At 51.2% G+C, this 18865-nt stretch carries 11 protein-coding genes and 1 riboswitch; of the genes, 5 read left to right on the forward strand and 6 right to left on the reverse strand.

From position 1 onward, the window contains the following. Positions 1-7: 7 nt before the first annotated feature. Together FCL42_RS16225 and FCL42_RS16230 are read left to right on the forward strand one after the other, a co-directional pair. On the forward strand, positions 8-736 hold the full coding sequence (locus FCL42_RS16225) for a cytochrome c biogenesis CcdA family protein (RefSeq protein WP_169308422.1): 729 nt from the start codon (positions 8-10) through the stop codon (positions 734-736). A 421-nt stretch (positions 737-1157) separates the two neighbouring features. Beyond that, the gene (locus tag FCL42_RS16230; RefSeq protein ID WP_136864479.1) at positions 1158-3578 is read left to right on the forward strand and encodes a TonB-dependent receptor; all 2421 of its coding nucleotides are present in this window, start codon (positions 1158-1160) and stop codon (positions 3576-3578) included. Between the two features lie 51 nt (positions 3579-3629). Here FCL42_RS16230 and FCL42_RS16235 read toward each other — a convergent pair whose 3' ends face one another. Then, the gene (locus FCL42_RS16235) at positions 3630-7457 is read right to left on the reverse strand and encodes a hypothetical protein (protein ID WP_136864480.1); all 3828 of its coding nucleotides are present in this window, start codon (positions 7455-7457) and stop codon (positions 3630-3632) included. 92 nt (positions 7458-7549) lie between these two features. After that, positions 7550-7639, reverse strand: a riboswitch (cyclic di-GMP riboswitch). 220 nt (positions 7640-7859) lie between these two features. Here FCL42_RS16235 and FCL42_RS16240 point away from each other — a divergent pair. Beyond that, complete coding sequence (locus FCL42_RS16240) at positions 7860-9443, forward strand: hypothetical protein (RefSeq protein ID WP_136864481.1); 1584 nt, start codon at positions 7860-7862, stop codon at positions 9441-9443. Here the strand turns inward: FCL42_RS16240 and FCL42_RS16245 are convergent. Genes FCL42_RS16245 through FCL42_RS16265 form a run of 5 tightly spaced genes read right to left on the reverse strand, consistent with a single transcriptional unit; the run spans position 9337 to position 15885 of the window. After that, positions 9337-10596: a glycosyltransferase gene (locus FCL42_RS16245; RefSeq protein ID WP_136864482.1), complete on the reverse strand. Its 1260-nt coding sequence runs from the start codon at positions 10594-10596 to the stop codon at positions 9337-9339. The two genes, FCL42_RS16240 and FCL42_RS16245, sit on opposite strands and share 107 nt — an antisense overlap. Continuing rightward, the gene (locus FCL42_RS16250) at positions 10593-12422 is read right to left on the reverse strand and encodes a WecB/TagA/CpsF family glycosyltransferase (protein ID WP_136864483.1); all 1830 of its coding nucleotides are present in this window, start codon (positions 12420-12422) and stop codon (positions 10593-10595) included. Before FCL42_RS16250 ends, FCL42_RS16245 begins: the two co-directional genes overlap by 4 nt. A gap of 7 nt (positions 12423-12429) precedes the next feature. Further along, entirely contained in the window at positions 12430-13329 is a 900-nt protein-coding gene (locus FCL42_RS16255; RefSeq protein ID WP_136864484.1) for a glycosyltransferase family 2 protein, read from the reverse strand. Continuing rightward, positions 13329-14642, reverse strand: a complete 1314-nt coding sequence (locus FCL42_RS16260) for an O-antigen ligase family protein (RefSeq protein WP_169308423.1) — start codon at positions 14640-14642, stop codon at positions 13329-13331. The genes FCL42_RS16255 and FCL42_RS16260 overlap by 1 nt, the downstream gene beginning before the upstream one ends. After that, positions 14635-15885 carry a lipopolysaccharide biosynthesis protein gene (locus tag FCL42_RS16265; RefSeq protein WP_136864486.1) on the reverse strand — a complete coding sequence of 417 codons (1251 nt, stop codon included), beginning with the start codon at positions 15883-15885 and terminating at the stop codon, positions 14635-14637. Before FCL42_RS16265 ends, FCL42_RS16260 begins: the two co-directional genes overlap by 8 nt. 184 nt (positions 15886-16069) lie before the next feature. Between FCL42_RS16265 and FCL42_RS16270 the strand changes: the two genes are divergently transcribed. Next, positions 16070-17467: a mannose-1-phosphate guanylyltransferase/mannose-6-phosphate isomerase gene (locus FCL42_RS16270; protein WP_136864487.1), complete on the forward strand. Its 1398-nt coding sequence runs from the start codon at positions 16070-16072 to the stop codon at positions 17465-17467. Further along, positions 17467-18849, forward strand: a complete 1383-nt coding sequence (locus tag FCL42_RS16275; RefSeq protein ID WP_136864488.1) for a phosphohexomutase domain-containing protein — start codon at positions 17467-17469, stop codon at positions 18847-18849. Before FCL42_RS16270 ends, FCL42_RS16275 begins: the two co-directional genes overlap by 1 nt. Positions 18850-18865: the final 16 nt, after the last annotated feature.

Consider the following 18865-nt stretch of genomic DNA (forward strand, 5'->3'; position numbering starts at 1 on the left):
TGATTTCGTGATAGACATAGCGACGGTCGGCGCCCTTGGGGCTTTTGTGGGGGGCGTTGTGTCGTTTCTCTCTCCATGTTCGTTAATTTTGTTACCGGGGTACCTCTCTTTTATTGGCGGTCACAAACAACAGGGCGTTAGCCACAGCCGCCATTCCATTGGTTACAGCTTGTGGTTTGTTGCTGGATTACTGAGTTTTTTCATTGCTCTCGGGGTTGGAGCCCGGTATCTGGCGCGGTTTATGTGGCACTACCAAACGCAGTTTCAGGTGGGGGCTGGATTATTCATTGCCGGTTTTGGCCTGATGACGATGGTGTCCTATTGGCGCGGTAGACATCGTTCATGTAGAACCTGTGCGGGCACACCCAGTGCACGCCCTAAGAGCGCGGTGGCCTGCTTTGGTTTAGGCGCTGCGTTTGCGTTCGGGCGCTCTCCCTGCGCTGGCCCCATACTCAGTGCGATCATCGCCTATGGGGCGGTGGAGTCCAATGCCTTTATGGGCAACTTGATGTTGAGTTTGTATGCTGCGGGGTTTGTGGTTCCGTTTCTGCTGATGGCGTTTTACTTTGAGCGTTTACGTCGTTTTATCCCCAAACTAAGTCGCATCGGGCGCACGCTGATGCCTGTTTTCTCTGCCGTTTTGGTGGCATTTGGCACTTTGATGGCATCGGGGACATTGCCTTGGCTCTCCTACCTGCTGTCTTTGCATTTTCCAAGCATTGTTCACCTTGGCTAAATTGGGTGAACAATCGCCTTGATTCTAATGATTAGTTGTACTTGATTGGGTTTTTAGTTTTCCATGCTTGCCTGATTGTAGTGATTTACTCTGCCGCTTATGCGCTGTCACGTCGGGTTTTTTGTCGCATCCCTTAATTATCACCCTCATATTCAGAGGATTGTCCGGCAAATTTTTTTGGGGAAAATTTTATTGAGGTAAATTGGCTTCGTTTTGACCACTGGGCTCGATGAATCGAACCATTTGTAAACAACTTTGGTATGAATTTTGACTTATTTAAGCCGAGGTAAATGGTTCTTATGGGCGAAATATTTCACTGCGGTTAAAAGGTGTGGTTGATTTGCATCAAACTAAACAACATTGATATTGCAATTGTAAATAGGAGTGATTATCGTTCGCTCGAAATTTACATAGGATTACAATGATGCAGTTTCGTTATTCAATCTTGGCGCTGGCGTGTACCGCTGCGCTGTCTCCCTCCTTGGCGATGGCTGAAGAATCTACCGCCGAGATGCCTGAGCGCATTACGGTTTACGGCCGTCAAAACCATGTGGTGATGAACTCGGGCCTTGCCACTAAGTCGGATATGTCTCTGATGGAAACACCTGCGGCGGTGGTCGTGGTTGATGAAGAGTTGATTCGAGCGCAGGGAGCCAATGATCTGCAAGAACTGATTCGTAACGTCAGTGGCTTGACTCAAGCTGGTAACAACTACGGCATTGGTGACAACCTGCAGATCCGAGGATTGGGTGCAAACTACACCTATGATGGCATGTACGGTGGTGCGGGTCTGGGGAACACCTTTAACCCGACTCGTTCAATGACCAACGTCGAATCCGTAGAGGTGCTCAAGGGCCCTGCAACGGGTTTGTATGGCATGGGCAGTGCAGGTGGGGTGATTAACCTGATTGAGAAGAAGCCCGAGTTTGAGTCCAACCATGAGATTGATGTTGAGCTGGGTGCATGGGATACCTACTCGTTGGGTTTGGATTCTACCGGCGGCCTGAGCGATTCGTTGGCATACCGTATTGTTGCTAAGTCAGCTCGAAGCGATGGCTTTCGAGACATCGGTACCGATCGGGATGAGATTTATGCCTCGTTGAAAAAACTGATTGGTGACGATCAGGATTTGATGTTCTCCGTGGCTTACATCGATGATTCCATCGGCGTTGACTCCATCGGCCACCCAATTCGAATCTACAACGCCGCCTCTACCGGTGGTAAAGCGCCAGAAGATGTGACTTGGGAAGATCTGATTAACGATCCTAACGGTAAAGGGTTGCAGCTTACGGACGAGCAGCGCAAAGCGCTGGCTGAGTCACTTTCCGCCGGTGATGGCGCCGAGCCTATGGATCTGGGCGACACCAGCTTGATGTCGCCAATGTCTCAGGACAATAAAGGCGAGGAGCTTCGCTTTAAGTTGACTCACAACATCCACTTCACGCCGAATCTGTTTTTGAATCAGCAGCTGCAATACCGTGACTATGACACCGGATTTGTGCGTCAAACTGGTGCTTATAACTACGTGTACTGGAATCGCCGCGGCACCATCAACGCGGATCCTCGTGCGCCACTGGTGGAAGATGGGGTGATCTACCCGTATGCCGCTCGTCGTCAAGAGTACCGTAAAGTGGAAGCGGATGAGTCCTCTTGGCAGTACTTTGCGGACTTGCGTTACGATTTCACCCTAGGCGATCTAGATAACGAGATTTTGGTGAACGCCAACTACGAAGATCGCGAGATTCGCTTTAAACAGAACTCCATCTACGACGCCGACAAGGTGATTACCGATAAAGAGGGCAATCAGATCTATCAAGGTCAATTGCCTTACATCTACGACATTCGCAATCCAAATTGGCCGACGGGCAATTTCGATGATTACGACCCTCTGATGACCCAAAACTACAATAAGAATGTCAGTGCCTGGGGCGTCGGAATTCAGCATGTGGCCTATTTTGATTGGGGATTGACCACACGTATTGGGGTGGCATTCAACGAGATTGAACAGCGCTATCAGCATCTTGGGGTTGACCCTCGCTACAGCTCAAGCCGAGCGGAGCCAAAGCCTGAAGAAGATACCAAAGATAATGGCACAACTTACAACCTTGGCTTGACTTACATGCCAACGGATAACCTGTCTATCTTTGTTAACCACTCTAAGGGACGTACCGCCTACAGCATTTTGGGCAGTGTGTCCGGCGATGACAGCGACCGCAAAGACGCCGAGTCGATCAGTAACGATCTGGGCATCCGCTATAAGGCGTTTGATGATCAGCTGTTGGCCTCTCTGGTGGTCTTTGAAACCTCGAGAACGAACCTGCGTTACACCCATCCACTGTGGGATGAAACCGACCCAATCGTTGACCAGTATGTTTACGATGGTGAGGAGGAGACCAAAGGGGTTGAGCTTGACGTCAATGCTCACATCAATGAGCAGTGGAAAGTCAACGTCAATGCCATGTATCAGGATGCTCGTGATAAGAAAGATCCCACCGGCAGCACCTATGATCAACCTCAGAAAGGGGTGCCAAAGGTTGCCGCTCGTGCTTGGGTAACCTATTCGTCAGATTGGTTTGCTCTGCCAAGTGTGATCGACTGGAGCCTGGGCGTAACCTATGAAGATGAGCGCAGCACTCACTCGGCTTCTTTCGGCATTCCTGATGGCCACGTGCCCGCTTACACCAAGGTGGATTTAGGTGCCAGCTATGACATGGGCGATTGGAGACTGCAGGTGAACCTGAACAACGTCTTTGACGAAGAGTACTACGAAAAGGCGATGTTCCTTGGTGGTATGCCGGGTAAAGAGCGTAATCTGAGCCTGAACTTTGCCTACCGTCTGTAATGGATGAAACAGATAGAAAAAGGGTCGCGTTTGCGACCCTTTTTTTTCGGATTACTGCTGCTGTTGCCAGTAGAGTACTTTGGCCCAGGCTAGGTATGGACGGTACCAGGTCAGTTGGCCATATTGGCGCAGGCTGTGTTGGTTCATCTGCAGGATGCGATCGTCCCAAGGCTGCAGCTCTGACCAGTCGTAACCGGTGGCAATTTGATCCCAGCGGCCGCTGATGCTGTTGCCCTCTACGTCGTAGCTGATGATGCCGCCTGCCTTAAACACTTTGTTGGTCAGTGTTTTCGCCAAACACTTCATCTCTGTGTCGTCAGTTAGGTAGCCTTCATGGTAAGCCGCCACCATAAAGCCAACGTCCAAGTGGGCGTGATTAACGTCTTCCAGCTTGTTATTGCCCCCCACATCGTAGGCGTAGTTCCAGGTGCAGGTACCGTCGCTGTTGTAGATCATGTGATCGGTAAAGAAGCCAACGATGTCGCTCACTTTGCGTTCAAAATCGTACACTCCACCTTGTGTCCATTTGTTTACGTACATGAGGGCGATGCCCATGGTCATGTCGTGGTTAAATGGCATTGGGTTGGAGAACAGGCCCGAATCACCGTAGTCAGAATTCTTATAGTTCACATAGAAGTACGAGCCTTGGATCGCACTGTTCTTAGTGTTGCTGTAAGAGCTGTCATGGCTACGAATGATGCGCTCAGCTTTGGTCAAATAATCCATCGCTTTGGCGCTGTACTGGGTTTTACCTTCACTCAAGATGTAATCAGCGACGCGACTGATGGCATTTAGGATCTGACCATCACTCAGTACTTCGATGCGCCAGCCGTTATAGGGACGACGCCACCCTGGAGCGGCAGTACCGCGCTCGTTCAAGAACTTCTTTGGTGCCAGATCGTAAGGCTGAGCTTTAAGGTCGAGCTCGCCACGGGCCACACGGGCTTCGTCGGTGTAGTTAAACATATGGTCAATCAGTTCGACCGCATAGTCTAAGTACTTGTCATCCTGATAGGCTTTGGCCATCGTCAGGTAACTGCGAAGCCAGTAGTGACCTTCCCAGGCAAACTTTTTGGCATCGTTACCGTCGGTACGATCCAGCAGTGGTCTGCCGTTTTTATAAGTACTCTCAAACTTCGAATCCCACTGGGCTTGGCTTGCCAAAATGGCCGTTGGGGCGCTGACGTTGGTGTCGATACTCACAAAATCATTGCTGCCGATGTTGTGCAATCGTGCAATGTCATTGTTCTGCTCGCTGGACTCGATAATCTGACCATTGGCGTTAAAGCTAAAGCTATGTACCTGGGCGTCATTGCCGTAATCGATGAGCGCCAGTGCCTGCAGCTTACCTTGGCTGTAACTGTTTTGATAACGCATCGCTTGGCTAAAGCTCACGGCATTGATGGCACTGTTTCGAATGGTCTGTTCGGTTTTGCCATCGGAGACGGTCAGCTCATCGTCGCCGACGCTAAACTCAATGTAGCCGCGACCCGCAAAATCAAAGTTGCTGTCAAACTGTACCACAGAGCCATTGAAACGAGCGCTGGCCGAATTCGCAGTGACCGCAAAATAGCTATTGGCGTCGCTGACCACATAGGTGGTGGCGTTATCCGCCATCTGCTGCAGCCAAGCTACCACACGATAGTCGCCGCTGGCTTTCCAGCTATCAAAGCTTAGGTAGCCGCTGTTGCCATCAAAGGCAACGGCTCGAGCGTTGTCGCCCAGCAAGATGTCCACCTGTGGATCTGGGTCGGTGGGGTCAGTTGGCGGCTCAGGCTCTGTTGGTGGTTCAGGTTCAACCGGTGGCTCCGGTTCCTCAGGGCCGCTGTCATCAGGCGCATACACTTGATCCCACTGCTCTTGTGAGAAGTGCTCGGGATCTGGATTGGTAATGCTGTGCAGCGTTTGTTGCCAGTCGCCGTCACTAAAGTTATTAAGCTCGCCATCATTACCGTTTACTTCCACCATCTCGCCGCTGTCTGAAAATGCATAGGAACGAGAGTTAGATGGATCGGCATAATCCATCAAAATCAGCGCTTGTAGTCCGCCCTCGGAGTAGCTGCCGTTGCGGCGATACAGCCAGTCGTAACTAACCTGCGTTGGGTTGATGCTGGCAGAGTTTACCGTAGCGGCCGTATTGCCATCGCTGGCGGTCATCTTGCCTTGCTCAACGGTGATCTCTAGGTACTTTGAGGCATTGAAATCAAATTTGCCCCAGATTCCCGGATAATCACCGCCCCATTGCCCCTGCACGTTGTTGTGGGTAAATCCTAAGAACTCGCCACTTTTGGAGGAGCTAATAAGGTGAGTGCGCGTGCCTGAGTTATCTTCAAGATCCGTTAGGTAAGCGATAACCTTGTACTTGCCCTTTGGCTGCCAGCTGGGGATCTGAGCGTAGTTGTTGCTGCCATCAAAGTAGGCCGCTTGATTACTTTGCGGCGTTGGCTCGACCGGCTGCTCGGGCTCTGTAGGTGGTTCAGGCTCTACAGGAGGCTCAGGATCCGTTACGTCACTGCCACCGAAAATGGCTTGCCACTGGGCATCGTCAAAGATGCTGCTGTCAGGATTGGTGATGGTGTGCACGCCTGCTTGGTAGTCACTGCTAGCTACATTGTGCAGGCTGTTATCGTTATTGCCGTTGACTTCAACCAGACCAATTTCACTATCGAATCCGTAGGCGCGAGAGTTAGTGGTGTCCGCCAGATCGGTTAAAACCAACGCTTGGAGCCCAACTTGAGAGTAATCATTACTACCACGGCGCATTAAATAGTCATAATGCACAGAGCTTGGGTTGATGGCTGCGTCTTTGACGGTGTGGGTGGTGATGCCATCACTGATGGTCATCTGGCCGTTATCAACAATGATGTCGATATACTGGGTTTGATTAAAGGCAAATTTGCCGTAAACACCTGGGTACTCGCTGCCCCACTGACCTTGAACGGTGGTGTGAGTGAATGAGAGAAACTCCTTGCTTTGAGAGCAGCTTAGCAGGATGTTGCGAGCTCCGGCATCGGGATTCATATCCGTTAGGTAAGCTTGCAGTCGGAATTTGCCTTTGGCTTGCCACGGGGCGATCTGCCCATAGGCTTTGTCGCCACTGAACGTTACTGCGGTGGCGCTGCCGGTTTGTGGAGGCTCGGGTTCACCCGGCTCCTCACCGCTTCCGCCGTTAAATGCCGCATCCCACTGGGCGTCATCAAAGTGATCTGGAGCAGGGTTGACGATGGTGTGTGGCCCTTGTCGCCAGTCACTGCCGTCGACGTTAATGAGTGCATCCACATCGCTGTTGCCACCAACTTCCACCAGCCCGTGGGTTTGATCGAATGCAAACGCTTTTGAGTTAGCGGGATTGCCAAGGTCGATCAGAGCCAACCCTTGAATTGCCCCTTGAGAGAAGTCGTTGCCACCACGGCGAAATAGCCACTGGTAGGCCGAGGCGGTTGGATCGATGGCGCCATTACTGATGCTGTGAGTGTTGTTGCCATCGCTGGCGGTTAGGCGGCCAAAATCGATCTCAAGTTCGATGTAGCGGCTTTGGGCAAAATCAAATTTGCCCCAGATGCCAGGATACTCATTGCCCCAGCGACCTTGAATGTTGTTGTGGGTAAATGAAAGAAACTCGTGACTGGATGCGTCACTGAGCAAAATGTTGCGGTTGCCACTGTTGCTGTCCAGTTCAGCCAGCCACGCAACAACCTTGAATTTACCGGTAGGGCGCCAAGTTGGGATCTCTGCATAGGCGTTCTGGCCGTTAAAATAGGCGGAATCGGTTGCCGTTGCTGCAGGGGTGTATTGAAGGAACAAGCCACTAAGTAGAATGGCCGCCGTGCGCTTTGCAAAATCCTTTTGCTTCAATGAAGGGTTATGCCGAATTGTCATCAATTGCCTCAACTATTCGGCAGACAAAGAGATGACGGTAGGGCGTACTGGCTCTCTAACGGAGCTCGGTAATAATCGTCCAACCATCGACATGAGGTAATCCCGCTGTCATGGATCACAAGGTGATCTTTAGACCGGTGATATTGCGTCCTCAGCTTTCGCTGAGTTTGCCTTTGTCTGCTGTCGTGGATGTACCATTCCAGTCGGAATGGAGTTTAAGTGAGCCAAATTCACGGCTCAAGTGGCCGCATAATGCACAAGGGGTGTGTAAATAACAATCGAATCTCGGGGCTATTTCTGCTTGCAGGTAATTGACAACGAAATTGTCTTTAGTTGTCAGCCGGTTTTGCGGTGTAAAAATTATGTTAATTTTTGGCTTTTGTGATTAAAAACTCATCAGTGATGGCTGATGAAGCGAAGCAACTGGGTCTACACTTTGATCAACTGAGTCAGTCAGAGTGGTATGTGTGGATGGACAATCATGTTTTGGGAATGGATGAGTTTCTTCATCGCAAGCACTTAAAGAAAAATGGATTAACCGCGCCAGAGGCGGTCATTGAAGGGGTCAGTCAACTTCCTGAGCGGCAGGAAATTTTGGTCGATTTTGACGATACTCTTTGGCTAACAAACTCCACAGAGCAGTTTATTGAATTGGCCGCGCGCTCGGTTGTGGTGGCAATCGTGCTGCAGATCATGGATATGCTAAAACCTTGGCGCTGGCTCCATGGCAGTAAAGGTAAGCACTATCGAGACCTTTACCGAGTTCGCTGCGGTTTATGGCTAAATCCGATGGCCAAACGGCAATGGCAACAGCAGGCGAAATCACTTGTTGATCAATATCTAAATCAGCCTCTCTACCAGACATTGATGCGTCACAAAGGCAAGGTGTTTGTGGTCAGCTATGGCTTTGATTTCGTGCTTCAACCGATTTTGGATGAGATCAATCTCGGCTCCAATCTCTTGGTCAGCTCTAATTTAACCACCGCTGCCCAGCTGCGCATGTCAGGCAAAGCGGCGGCAGCTTCAGCATTGATCGGTTCTAAACGGGTGACTCACGGCGCCTGTGTTACCGACAGCAAGATGGACAAGGATCTGTTATTGCAGTGCCAAGATGCGTGGCTATGTCAGTGGCCGGAGTCTGTGGAGATTCGCGCAGGCATGTCGCCAATGTTGCCCTTTGTGTACTTGAAAAAGGTCAAGCGGCCGACGGAGTCTTACTTTACTCGAGCGATTCTTGGTCATGATTACCTGACCCTCATCCTCGCCTTTGCATTAATAAACCCCTATCCGCTTTATACTGCGGTGGCCCTGTTCGGTTTTGTTATTGCCTATTTTACCGCCTATGAAATTGGGTATTTTGAAAACGATAATTTAGGTGCGAAGTTTGAAGAGAAACCGAAGATAAGTAAGGAGTTTTCGCTGTTTGGCCAAGGGTTTCGACCAAGTTTCGCTTGGTTTTTCACTCTGCTTTTAACCGCTCCTCCGGCGTGGCTGGCAGCTCAGGGTCCAAGCTTTATTCCGGGCTATTTTCAGTTAGAGGGCGCGGCGGCGTTTGGCGCGGTTTATCTTGTTTTTATCAGTTTCGTTCTGGCCGTGAGAGCGGTGTTTGCGTGGTTCAACCGCTTGACTGAGAAGGGGCGGCTGATCCCGATGCTGTTGCTGCAGTTGGGTCGAAATGGCGGTTATTTGTTGATTTTTGCCACCTCGACCGTAGGGGCTCTCTTTATCGTAACTTGCACCTTGTCGAAGTGGATTCCCTATGTGGCGTATCGCTTTGGCGCCGATCGCAAAGGCATGCCGGAGCATCTGATTAATGGCTTGATGTTTGCCGTGTTGGTCAGCCTACTTTGGGGGCAAGGAGCGTTGACCTTGGCTGAGCTCACCTCGGCGCCGTCATTGGTGATTCTGGCTTACTTGGGGTTGAGGGCGCTGATTCAACTTTGGAAGTACAAGCATTACTTTCAGCTGCTGGTGCCTCGTCGTTAGTGAGATTAAAGCACTGGTTGTAGTGCTCAATGTAGGGGGCCCTGTCGAAGCGGGCGGCAACTTTGTGGTGATTATCGATAAGCCACATTCGAAAGTCATGTTGTTTGTCTAACAACTGGTTCAGGGCGCTGGCCACAGAGTCGACTTGTTTAGGATCAGCAATAACGCGAGCTGAGATCCCCTCTAGAAAACCGTCAATACCGGTGTGGCTTGAGTGCAAAATGGGGACGCCACTTAGCAGGGCTTCCACGTAGACCATGCCAAAGGTTTCATTGCGACTGGGGAGCACCATTGCAGCATAGTCACCAAATCGGTTGAGCAACTGCTGGTTGTCTATCTTACCTAACAGACTCACTTGGTTTTCAATCTTTAAGCGAGTAATTAATTTATTCACTAATGCGACATTAGCTTCAGAGCCACCGCCGATGATATCCAGTTTGAGCTCTGGCCGGGTGTTGGCTAACTGTGCTATCGCTGCCAGTAGGACTGGCAAGCCCTTTTTTTCATAGACATTCAGATCCATCACTGAAACCAGATGATCGGCATTAAAGCTCTGTTTGGGGCACCAGTGCCGCCGGCTAACAAAATTTGGCAGCAGGCTTTGCTTCTCCTTAGCAACTTTGAAGCGGCCATTAATCACCGGCTTAAACCAAGCGGATACGTAGAATAGATGATCGGTTCGCGCGAGCATCGATTGCAGCAAGGGCGTGTAATGGGGTTTATATCTAAGAATTTTGGATTCTGCTTCGCCGCGTACAGACAGCGCCAGAGGCAGATTTAGCCATTTAGAGAGCCACCAACCGGCCAGACCTTCAAATGCCATCTTGTGAGCATGAATTAGGTGAAAGTTAACACCGGACTGCTTTATCTGTTTATGGATGCGCCAAGCTACGATGGTCATGCTCAGAAACAGCAGCACGCCTCCCGGGAGACCCCAATAGCGCATGGAGGTGACTTTGTCATCACCATAACCATCGCCCTCAAGCAGGTTGCATTTAAACGGGTTTGCAGTTCGCCGAAGGGCGAACACACGGTAGTCAACCTTAGGGTTGGCTTGGATAAAGTGGCGAACTGCCGGCGTGTTGTGCTTCCGATTTCGCGAAGGGTACTCCACGGCCAGGTGCAATACGCGCTTCATCGAATTAGTGCTCATGCTTTGTCCCTAAATGCGAAATAGAGGAAAGTGATGTTGCCCAAAATGTAGCGTCGCCACATCCGTTTGGGCTCTTGAACCAGTCGAAATATCCATTCGCAGCGTAAGCGCCGTATCCAGCTAGGGGCTCTAGGAACGGCGTTGGCGGTAAAATCAAACAGGGCACCAACGCCGATGCCGATGTTGGCGCCGGTGTCGCTTAGGTGCTCGGCTAACCAACGCTCCTGAAGAGGGTTTCCCATGGCAACAATGACTAAGTTGGCACCGGAATCTTTGATTCGTTGGCAAAGCGCAACCTGTTGACTGGCGGGTTCAAAACCGTGGTGGTAACCAACCCAAGAGTGCCTAGGGTACTGTTGTTGCCAGGTTTCAAAGCAGCGTGCCACATTGGCTTCGGTGGCTCCGAGGAGAAAGACCCTCAAGTGCCGCTGACTTTGCTGTAGGTATCTCGGCACAAAGTCGGTGCCATTGAGGTTTTCGACAAAACCTGAGCCATATTTCCAGCGACTGGCGATGTTCACTCCGAGACCGTCGTTCACCACCAGTGAGTCGTTGAGGATCTGCTTTAGCTCATTGTCGTCTCTAGACAGGTTGATGGTGTGAGCATTGGCAAAAGCGAGTTGAAGTTGGCTGTTGGCATCTATATGGCGATCCAATTCGGCGACCAACTCATCGCCATTTCGACGATCCATCTTAACGCCTTGAATCTGGCGTGGTTGATTGCCGACTTTTGGATATAACGAAGTAAAACGTTCCGCGACCTGAGGCCATGCGTATTGGGAGGATGCTGCTATTGCGGCCTGCCTAACTTCGGGGTAATCCTCCAGTCTGTGCTGGTGGTAACTGGCAATCTGTTCAGCCGCCTGATGGGGCGATTGGTAATCAACAACTTGGCCCAATTTTGCTTGGGACACGATGGCCTTAAAGCTTGGAATGTCGGATACCAAAGGCAATAGCCCAGCGGCCATCCCTTCGATGACCGTGAGACCAAAGCCTTCGTATTCAGAAGCGCTTGCAAGGTAGCTGACTTTCGATAGGTGGTCACTGATCTCCTGGTCGCTGGCTTCAATTAACAGGTGCACCGAATCGTTAAGTTGGTGGCCGCTGATGAACTGCTGAATCAGTTGCAGCTGATTGTCCCAGTCTTTACCGATGAGGCTTAGTTGCCATTGGGGATGTTGCTTTTTGAGCTGATTAAAGGCAGCCAGCAGCTTGAGTATTCCTTTGTTTTGTGAGAATCGGCCGATGAACACCATATGGGGCTGACAATCTACCGCTCCAGCATCGGCAAACTTGGTGGTGTCGACGCCATTTTCCACTAGGTGTAACTGGCTGTGCCCCAGTTTGTAGAAGTGGCGGTAGTCGTTGTCGGAGCAGGCGAATAGCCGCTGATAGGCCTGAACGCTAAAACGGGTGATGCCGTGGAAAAACAAGGTCTTAAATCGACTCGCGTAGGGTGTATGGAAAAAACCACCGTGGGTGGAGAGCACCATGGGTTTGCGATGCCAGATACGGGTGAGTGCCAGAAAGTCGCAAAAAAAATCAACGCCGTGTACGTGGATGAGGTCGGCGTCTGCAACCTGGGACAACACGCTTGGAGCGATGGGGTACTTGTAGCTGCCACGATAGGGAATGCGAACCACTGAAATGCCGTCGATGGTCTCAGTATCAGCAAGCAGACTACCGGACTGGTGAAACTGGCGGTTGAGGGTGACCACTTTCACCTCAAACCCTTGCTTTATCTGTTCCAGAGCAAGGGATTTTACGAAGTTCTCAAGCCCACCAATGGCGGGAGCGAACTGCCTAATGACGTGGACAAGTTTCATAGCAACCCTATTTGTAAATTTCGACCGGTGGGGTATTGAAGAAGAACCGAACCTTGCCCCAATTGGCCATCATCATCATGACGTATCGAAAACTGCGGGCTTTGCCAAAGGGGGAGGTCAGCAGAGCCAGCAGACCGGCGACAGCGGCCTGAAGAGCAGCTCTTAGGCAATGACCAATGCGCTGCATTGGAGGCAGTGAGCTAAAGAAGATCACTGCATAGGTTTCGCCAATGCGGGTGGCTTTGCGTTTTAAATAATCGGTGTTGAGGCGGTTGTCTTCCACGGTTTCTGAGACCACCGCTTCTCGGCAGGTGACTATCTTGCCGCCGCCTTTGTGGATGCGGTTAAAGAAGTGGGTGTCACCGCCGCCAGTAATGCCATATTGCAAATCGAATGGGGCACTTGGGTGTGGCAGCCGACTGCGCCTGACGAGGGCATTACAAGTGGATCCCACTGTCACCTCAGTGCCAGTGGGAGCCGTGTGTTTTTTGAATAGGTCGCCATCGACAATCCATTGTGGGGAGTGTTCTGGGTAGTCAATTTGAACGCTGCCTAGGACCACATCGGCATCAAAGCGCGTTGCGCAATCAAGTAGCTGTGCAATCCAGTCAGGCTGGGCAATCTCATCGTCATCAATAAACACCAGCCAGTCACCACTGGCGTTTCTGACGGTGGTGTTTCGAGCCACTGAGATGTTTTTTTCTGGCTGAACTTCATAGTGAATCGGTATGCGGCTCTGTTTTTTAAATGCGTCAACGATGGCACCGCCGCTGCCTGCGGCATCGTTGTCGGCAATGGATAGGGAGAGCGTCACGCCATCGGGGAGCTGCTGGGCTTCGATGCTTTCGAGTGTGTCCAAAAGTTGTGCACGCTTGTAGGTGCAAAGGCAGATGGTTACCTCAGTCATTATGCGTACTTCTCCTTGTCCATGGCCAGTCGAGCAATCAATCCGATGATCAGCAGCTGTATCACCCACAGTGAGTGGCCGCCGCGCATGATGCTGCTTTCAGTGATGTTATGCAGTAGGGTTAAGAGTAGTAGGATCCAGCAGAGGGTAAATAAACCTGGATATAAATCTTGGATATAGCCTGATTGCCGCGAAAATTGCACCAATACGATGGCGTAGATGCTAATGCCTAAAATACCCAGCTTGGCCCACAGATCCAGATAGCCGTTGTGCCCTTGATTCAACAGGGTCAAAAAGCCTCGTCCATAAACGATGTTTGGTGAGTGGATGCCTATCCCCCAAAACGAGCCGTAACCGTGGCCCAGATACCAGTGTTTGTCTATCTGATCTAGCAGAAACGCCCAGATGAAGTCTCGACCGGTAAAGCCGGCATCGGCCACAAATAACTCTAAAAATTGCTTAATATGCAGGTCGCTGTAGAGCAAGATGATCATGACGATGCCCACAAGAGTCAGGGTGGTCGATAACATCAATAGGCCTAAATTAATGCGAAAGTTTCGCGCTAAAAACTGTGCCCCAAACACCAGTCCGGGAACTAAGAAGAACAATGCGATGGAGGTTTTGGAGACCGAGATGAGTAAGATTCCAAACCAGCCAAGCAGGTAGAGGGTGTTAAATAGGGAGTTAATTTGGCTTTTGTTGAAAGCTCTGGCTGCAAATCCAAAAAACAGTGCCATGAGCGCTACGGCCCCCAACACATTTTTATGGCCATGAATGCCATAGAAATAGCCTTCAATATCGAAACTGCCTAGGCCGATGGCAAGGATGTTTAGCCCTAGCCCCAATGTACCAACTCGGTAAACGATGAGCGGAATCTGATAGGGGCTGCGCAGATAGCAGATGCCAGTAAAAATACTGGTGGCAACGCAGATAAGAAGAATGCTGCGGCGAAATGCGATGCCGGGGGCGATGGCCCACAGAACGCTGGTTGTGGCTACGGCGATCAGTAGCAGCAATGGCCATTGGTTGAAGATAAGTCTGCGAAAGCGCATCGGATCCCGAAGGATACTGAATATCGATATCCCCATTAGCGTTATCCAAAACAGTTGATTGAACCGGTTTCCCGAAGAGGTTGAGCTGGCGTGTTGATCAAGCTCGAGATCTTCCAGTTCAACCGCGGCCTCCAGATCCGGCGTTAACACCCCAAAGCTGGAAGCGATAACCAAGGTGATGAGGACGATGGCGAGGCGATTGTTGAGAGTGAACTCTCGCACATCGGCCTGAACAAAGCGGGAAAGCAGGCTATCAAACATCTTCAGATACCCCATCGATGCGTTGAGGGGCAAATTGTCGCAATAGTTTAATTAGATAGAGCAGGGCAACACTCTCGCCAACAAAGACCGACATGACCACCCAAGAGTCGTTACCTAATAGGCTGAGAATCCCAAGGGATGTCATCGCCGCGCCAGCCCCCCACACGGTGGCCATGGCCAGCTCTTTGAATCGATTCTGCGCTTGTAAGCCCACGCTGGTGGTGGCGCGCAGTTGGAAAAATAGGGTCACCAGTGCCCACTGAGCGACCACAAAGCCGATCTGCTCGTAGGCGCTATTAAAAAAGGTGGACTTGAGCCATGGCCAAAGCAGATACAGCGTCAGCGCCAAGACGAGATTGAACAGCGTAAAGGCGATGCCAGCTTGAATCAGCGACTTGGTGAATTCATCGTATTGCTGTTTGCTAAATAGCCTTGCCAATGTTGGCTTAGCCACTCGAGTCCAGGCTCCGGCAATGATGCTTAGTGGGCCAAAAAAGACTCTTGCGGCTTGAATTAGGCCGAGGCTTGCGGGCCCAAATACCGCACCAACCACAAAGACATAGCCTCGGTTTTGAAGCTCGGTGGTGGTCACGCCCACCAGTGACCACCGAGACTGCTCCCAGATGGCGGCGTAGCCGGGAATTGAGAGTTTAAGCGGCAGGCTCACTAGCAATTTTCTTTCAAGGTTGAGTAAGGTCAACACGCTCAGCAGCTGGCAAGTGGTGAGTACCCAAAGCAGCGTCTCTAGATTAATGAGCGTGTTGGCGTTGTTCAGGCTTAACCCTGCAACAGTTACTAGCATCAACAATGAAAAAGCCACATCCACTTTGAGTACGGGCTTAAATTCCAGCTCTGAACTCCAGCGGCTTCGAAGGTATTCCCTTAGAAGCCGAGTGCCAATAAAGGCGGCAATGCTGATGGCACTGATTTGGCTGGATAACGGCGTGATAAAGGTGAGCAGCACCCCAAGGCTTACGGTGATAACGAGTACAAAATAGAGGTTGGCGTGGCTTAAGGTATGACGTAAAGCGTGAGGGTGTTCTGAAGCGGGAACTAATACGGCGTATGGGGTATTAATCAGCGCATTTTGCAGGCTCATTAGCACAAAGCTAATCGCGAAAATTAGCGAAAATAGACCGAACTCTTCGGGCGCCCACCATTTAATCAGCACTAGATTCAAGGCGAAATTGAATGCGCTAACCAGTCCCTGATCAATAAACGACAGTGTGATGTTTTTTCTCACTCAGCCTTCCCTAAAACCGATGCCGTTATCACGGCTTTTGACGTCGGAAACCTTTTGAGTGTAGACCAAGAGGATCGCTTTATTGCGAATCAAGCCTCTAATTTTCAGGAACTATTCTATGCTTAATTGACACTGGAACCCGCGCTCATGGTAGCGCCGATTTTCTAACGGATGGTATTGGAAGATGGCTCGCATAGTTCCCGTAATTTTGGCAGGCGGCTCCGGGACTCGGTTATGGCCCCTGTCTCGAACGCTTTTCCCGAAACAGTTTCTCGCCCTGGTTGATGAACAAAGCTTGATGCAAAAAACGCTAGAGCGGTTGGATCCTCTTGCTTGCGATGAGCCGATCATCATCTGCAACGAAGACCATCGTTTTATTGTTGCTGAACAGCTCAGGCGTTGTCATCGCCGCGGAAAAATTGTGCTTGAGCCTTGTGGCCGCAATACCGCGCCGGCCATGGCGGTGTCGGCCCTGTTTGCTGAGGACGACCCTTTACTCTTGGTATTGGCGGCAGATCACGTCATTGGCAAGCCTCAAGCTTTGGTGGACGCCATTGAATCTGCCATTCCTGCGGCCCAAGCAGGAAAGATGGTGACCTTTGGCATTGTGCCTACCAGTCCCCACACTGGGTATGGCTACATTCAACGGGGTGCGGCGGAGCAGGGCGGTTATCAGGTGGCGCAATTCGTTGAAAAACCCAATGAGCCTACTGCAGCGGCCTATCTTGCCGATGGTGGATATTACTGGAATGCTGGCATTTTTCTGGTGAGAGCCAGCCAGTACCTCAGAGAGCTTGAGCGATATCGAAAAGATATCTTTGATGCTTGCCAATTAGCTACCTTAGCCCCCACCCAAGACATGGACTTCATTCGCTTAGACGCGGAAGCGTTTAGCCATTGCCCGTCTGAGTCCATCGATTATGCGGTGATGGAGCAGACTCAAGACGCGCTTGTGATGCCGCTGGATGCGCAGTGGAACGACATCGGTGCCTGGTCGGCGCTGTGGGAGGTATCAGCCAAAGACGAGGATGGCAATGCCACCCACGGTGAGGTGATGCTGGAAAACTGTAAAAACAGCCTCCTTCGAAGCCGAGAGAAGCTGGTGGTGGGCATCGGGCTTGAAAACCTGATCGTGGTGGATACTCCGGATGTGTTGTTGGTCGCCGACCGTACCCAAGCTCATCAGGTGAAACATCTGGTGGAGACCTTAAAGGCTCAGGGCCGAAGCGAGGTGATCAATCATCGCAAGGTCTATCGCCCCTGGGGTAAGTACGATTCTATCGATAACGGCGAGCGGTATCAGGTGAAGCACATCCGAGTCGAGCCTGGCGCCAAATTGAGCGTACAGATGCATCACCATCGTGCCGAACACTGGGTGGTGGTGTCTGGCACCGCCAAAGTCACCAATGGCGAGCGTACCTTTCTGGTAACGGAAAACGAGTCCACCTTCATTCCCATCGGGGTGGTGCATGCCTTAGAAAACCCCGGCAAAGTGCCGCTGGAGCTGATTGAGGTGCAATCCGGCTCCTATCTGGGTGAGGATGACATCATCCGCTTTGACGACAAATATGGGCGCTGCTGATGGAAAAATTAACCTGTTTTAAGGCTTACGACATTCGAGGCCAACTGGGGCGCGAACTCAATGACGCCATTGCGTATCGCATCGGCCGAGCCTTCGCTCAGTATCTTCAGCCGCAAAGTGTGGTGATTGGTGGCGACGTCAGATTAACCTCTGAGCCGTTAAAGCTGGCTTTGGCCGAGGGGCTTTTGGATGGCGGCAGTGACGTTATCGACATCGGCATGGTCGGTACCGAAGAGATCTACTTTGCCACGGCACACCTTGGCGTTGACGGCGGTATTGAGGTCACTGCGTCTCACAACCCCATCGACTTCAATGGCATGAAGTTGGTGCGACAACAAAGCCGTCCCATCTCGGGCGATACCGGTTTACGGGAGATACAGCGATTGGCGGAGGAGAATCGCTTTGAGGCGGTTTCCTCAGAGCAGCGCGGTCGTTATCGGCAGCAAAATTTGCTTCCTGACTACGTGGCCCACCTGCTGACCTATGTGGATTTGGCCCAGTTGAGGCCGTTTAAGTTGGTGGTAAACGCCGGTAATGGGGCGGCGGGACACGTTATTGATGCCATTGAGGCTGAATTTGCGCGTTTAGAAGTGCCCATTGAGTTTATTAAGGTGCATCACCAGCCCGATGGCCAATTTCCCAATGGTATCCCTAATCCACTGTTGCCGGAGTGTCGCAGCGTGACCTGTGATGCAGTGAAGAAATCGGGGGCGGACATGGGCATCGCTTGGGATGGCGATTTTGACCGCTGCTTCCTATTTGATGAACAGGGGGAGTTTATCGAAGGGTATTACATTGTCGGTCTGCTGGCGCAAGCGTTCTTGCACCGCCATCCGGGCGCCAAAGTGATTCACGACCCTCGGCTCATTTGGAATACCCAAGCGATTGCTGAGGCCATGTCTGGTCAAGCGGTGATGTCCAAAACGGGTCATGCCTTCATCAAGGAGCGAATGCGCAGCGAAGATGCGGTGTATGGCGGTGAGATGAGTGCCCATCACTACTTTAAAGAGTTCCATTACTGCGACAGCGGCATGATCCCCTGGCTGTTGGTGCTGCAGCTGCTGAGCATCCGCAATCAAAGCTTGTCCCAGTGCGTATCTGAGGCCATTTCGCAATATCCTTCATCTGGAGAGCTAAACTTCAAAATTGCAGAGCCCAAAGTGGCCATCAGTTCTGTGAAAGAGAGCTTCAGCCGTAGCGCTGAATCGGTGGACCTTACCGATGGACTAAGTATGAGTTTCAATGGCTCCGAAGGTCGTTGGCGGTTCAATTTACGAAGCTCAAATACCGAGCCGGTAGTGCGGCTTAACGTAGAGTCTGTTGGCGATGCCGAGCTCATGCGACGCAAGACCCGCGAGCTGGTCGCAATATTGCGCCAGTAGTAGATGAATGTGTCAT

Source organism: Ferrimonas aestuarii (assembly GCF_005116665.1).
In the GTDB taxonomy this organism is placed as follows: Bacteria; Pseudomonadota; Gammaproteobacteria; order Enterobacterales; family Shewanellaceae; genus Ferrimonas; species Ferrimonas aestuarii.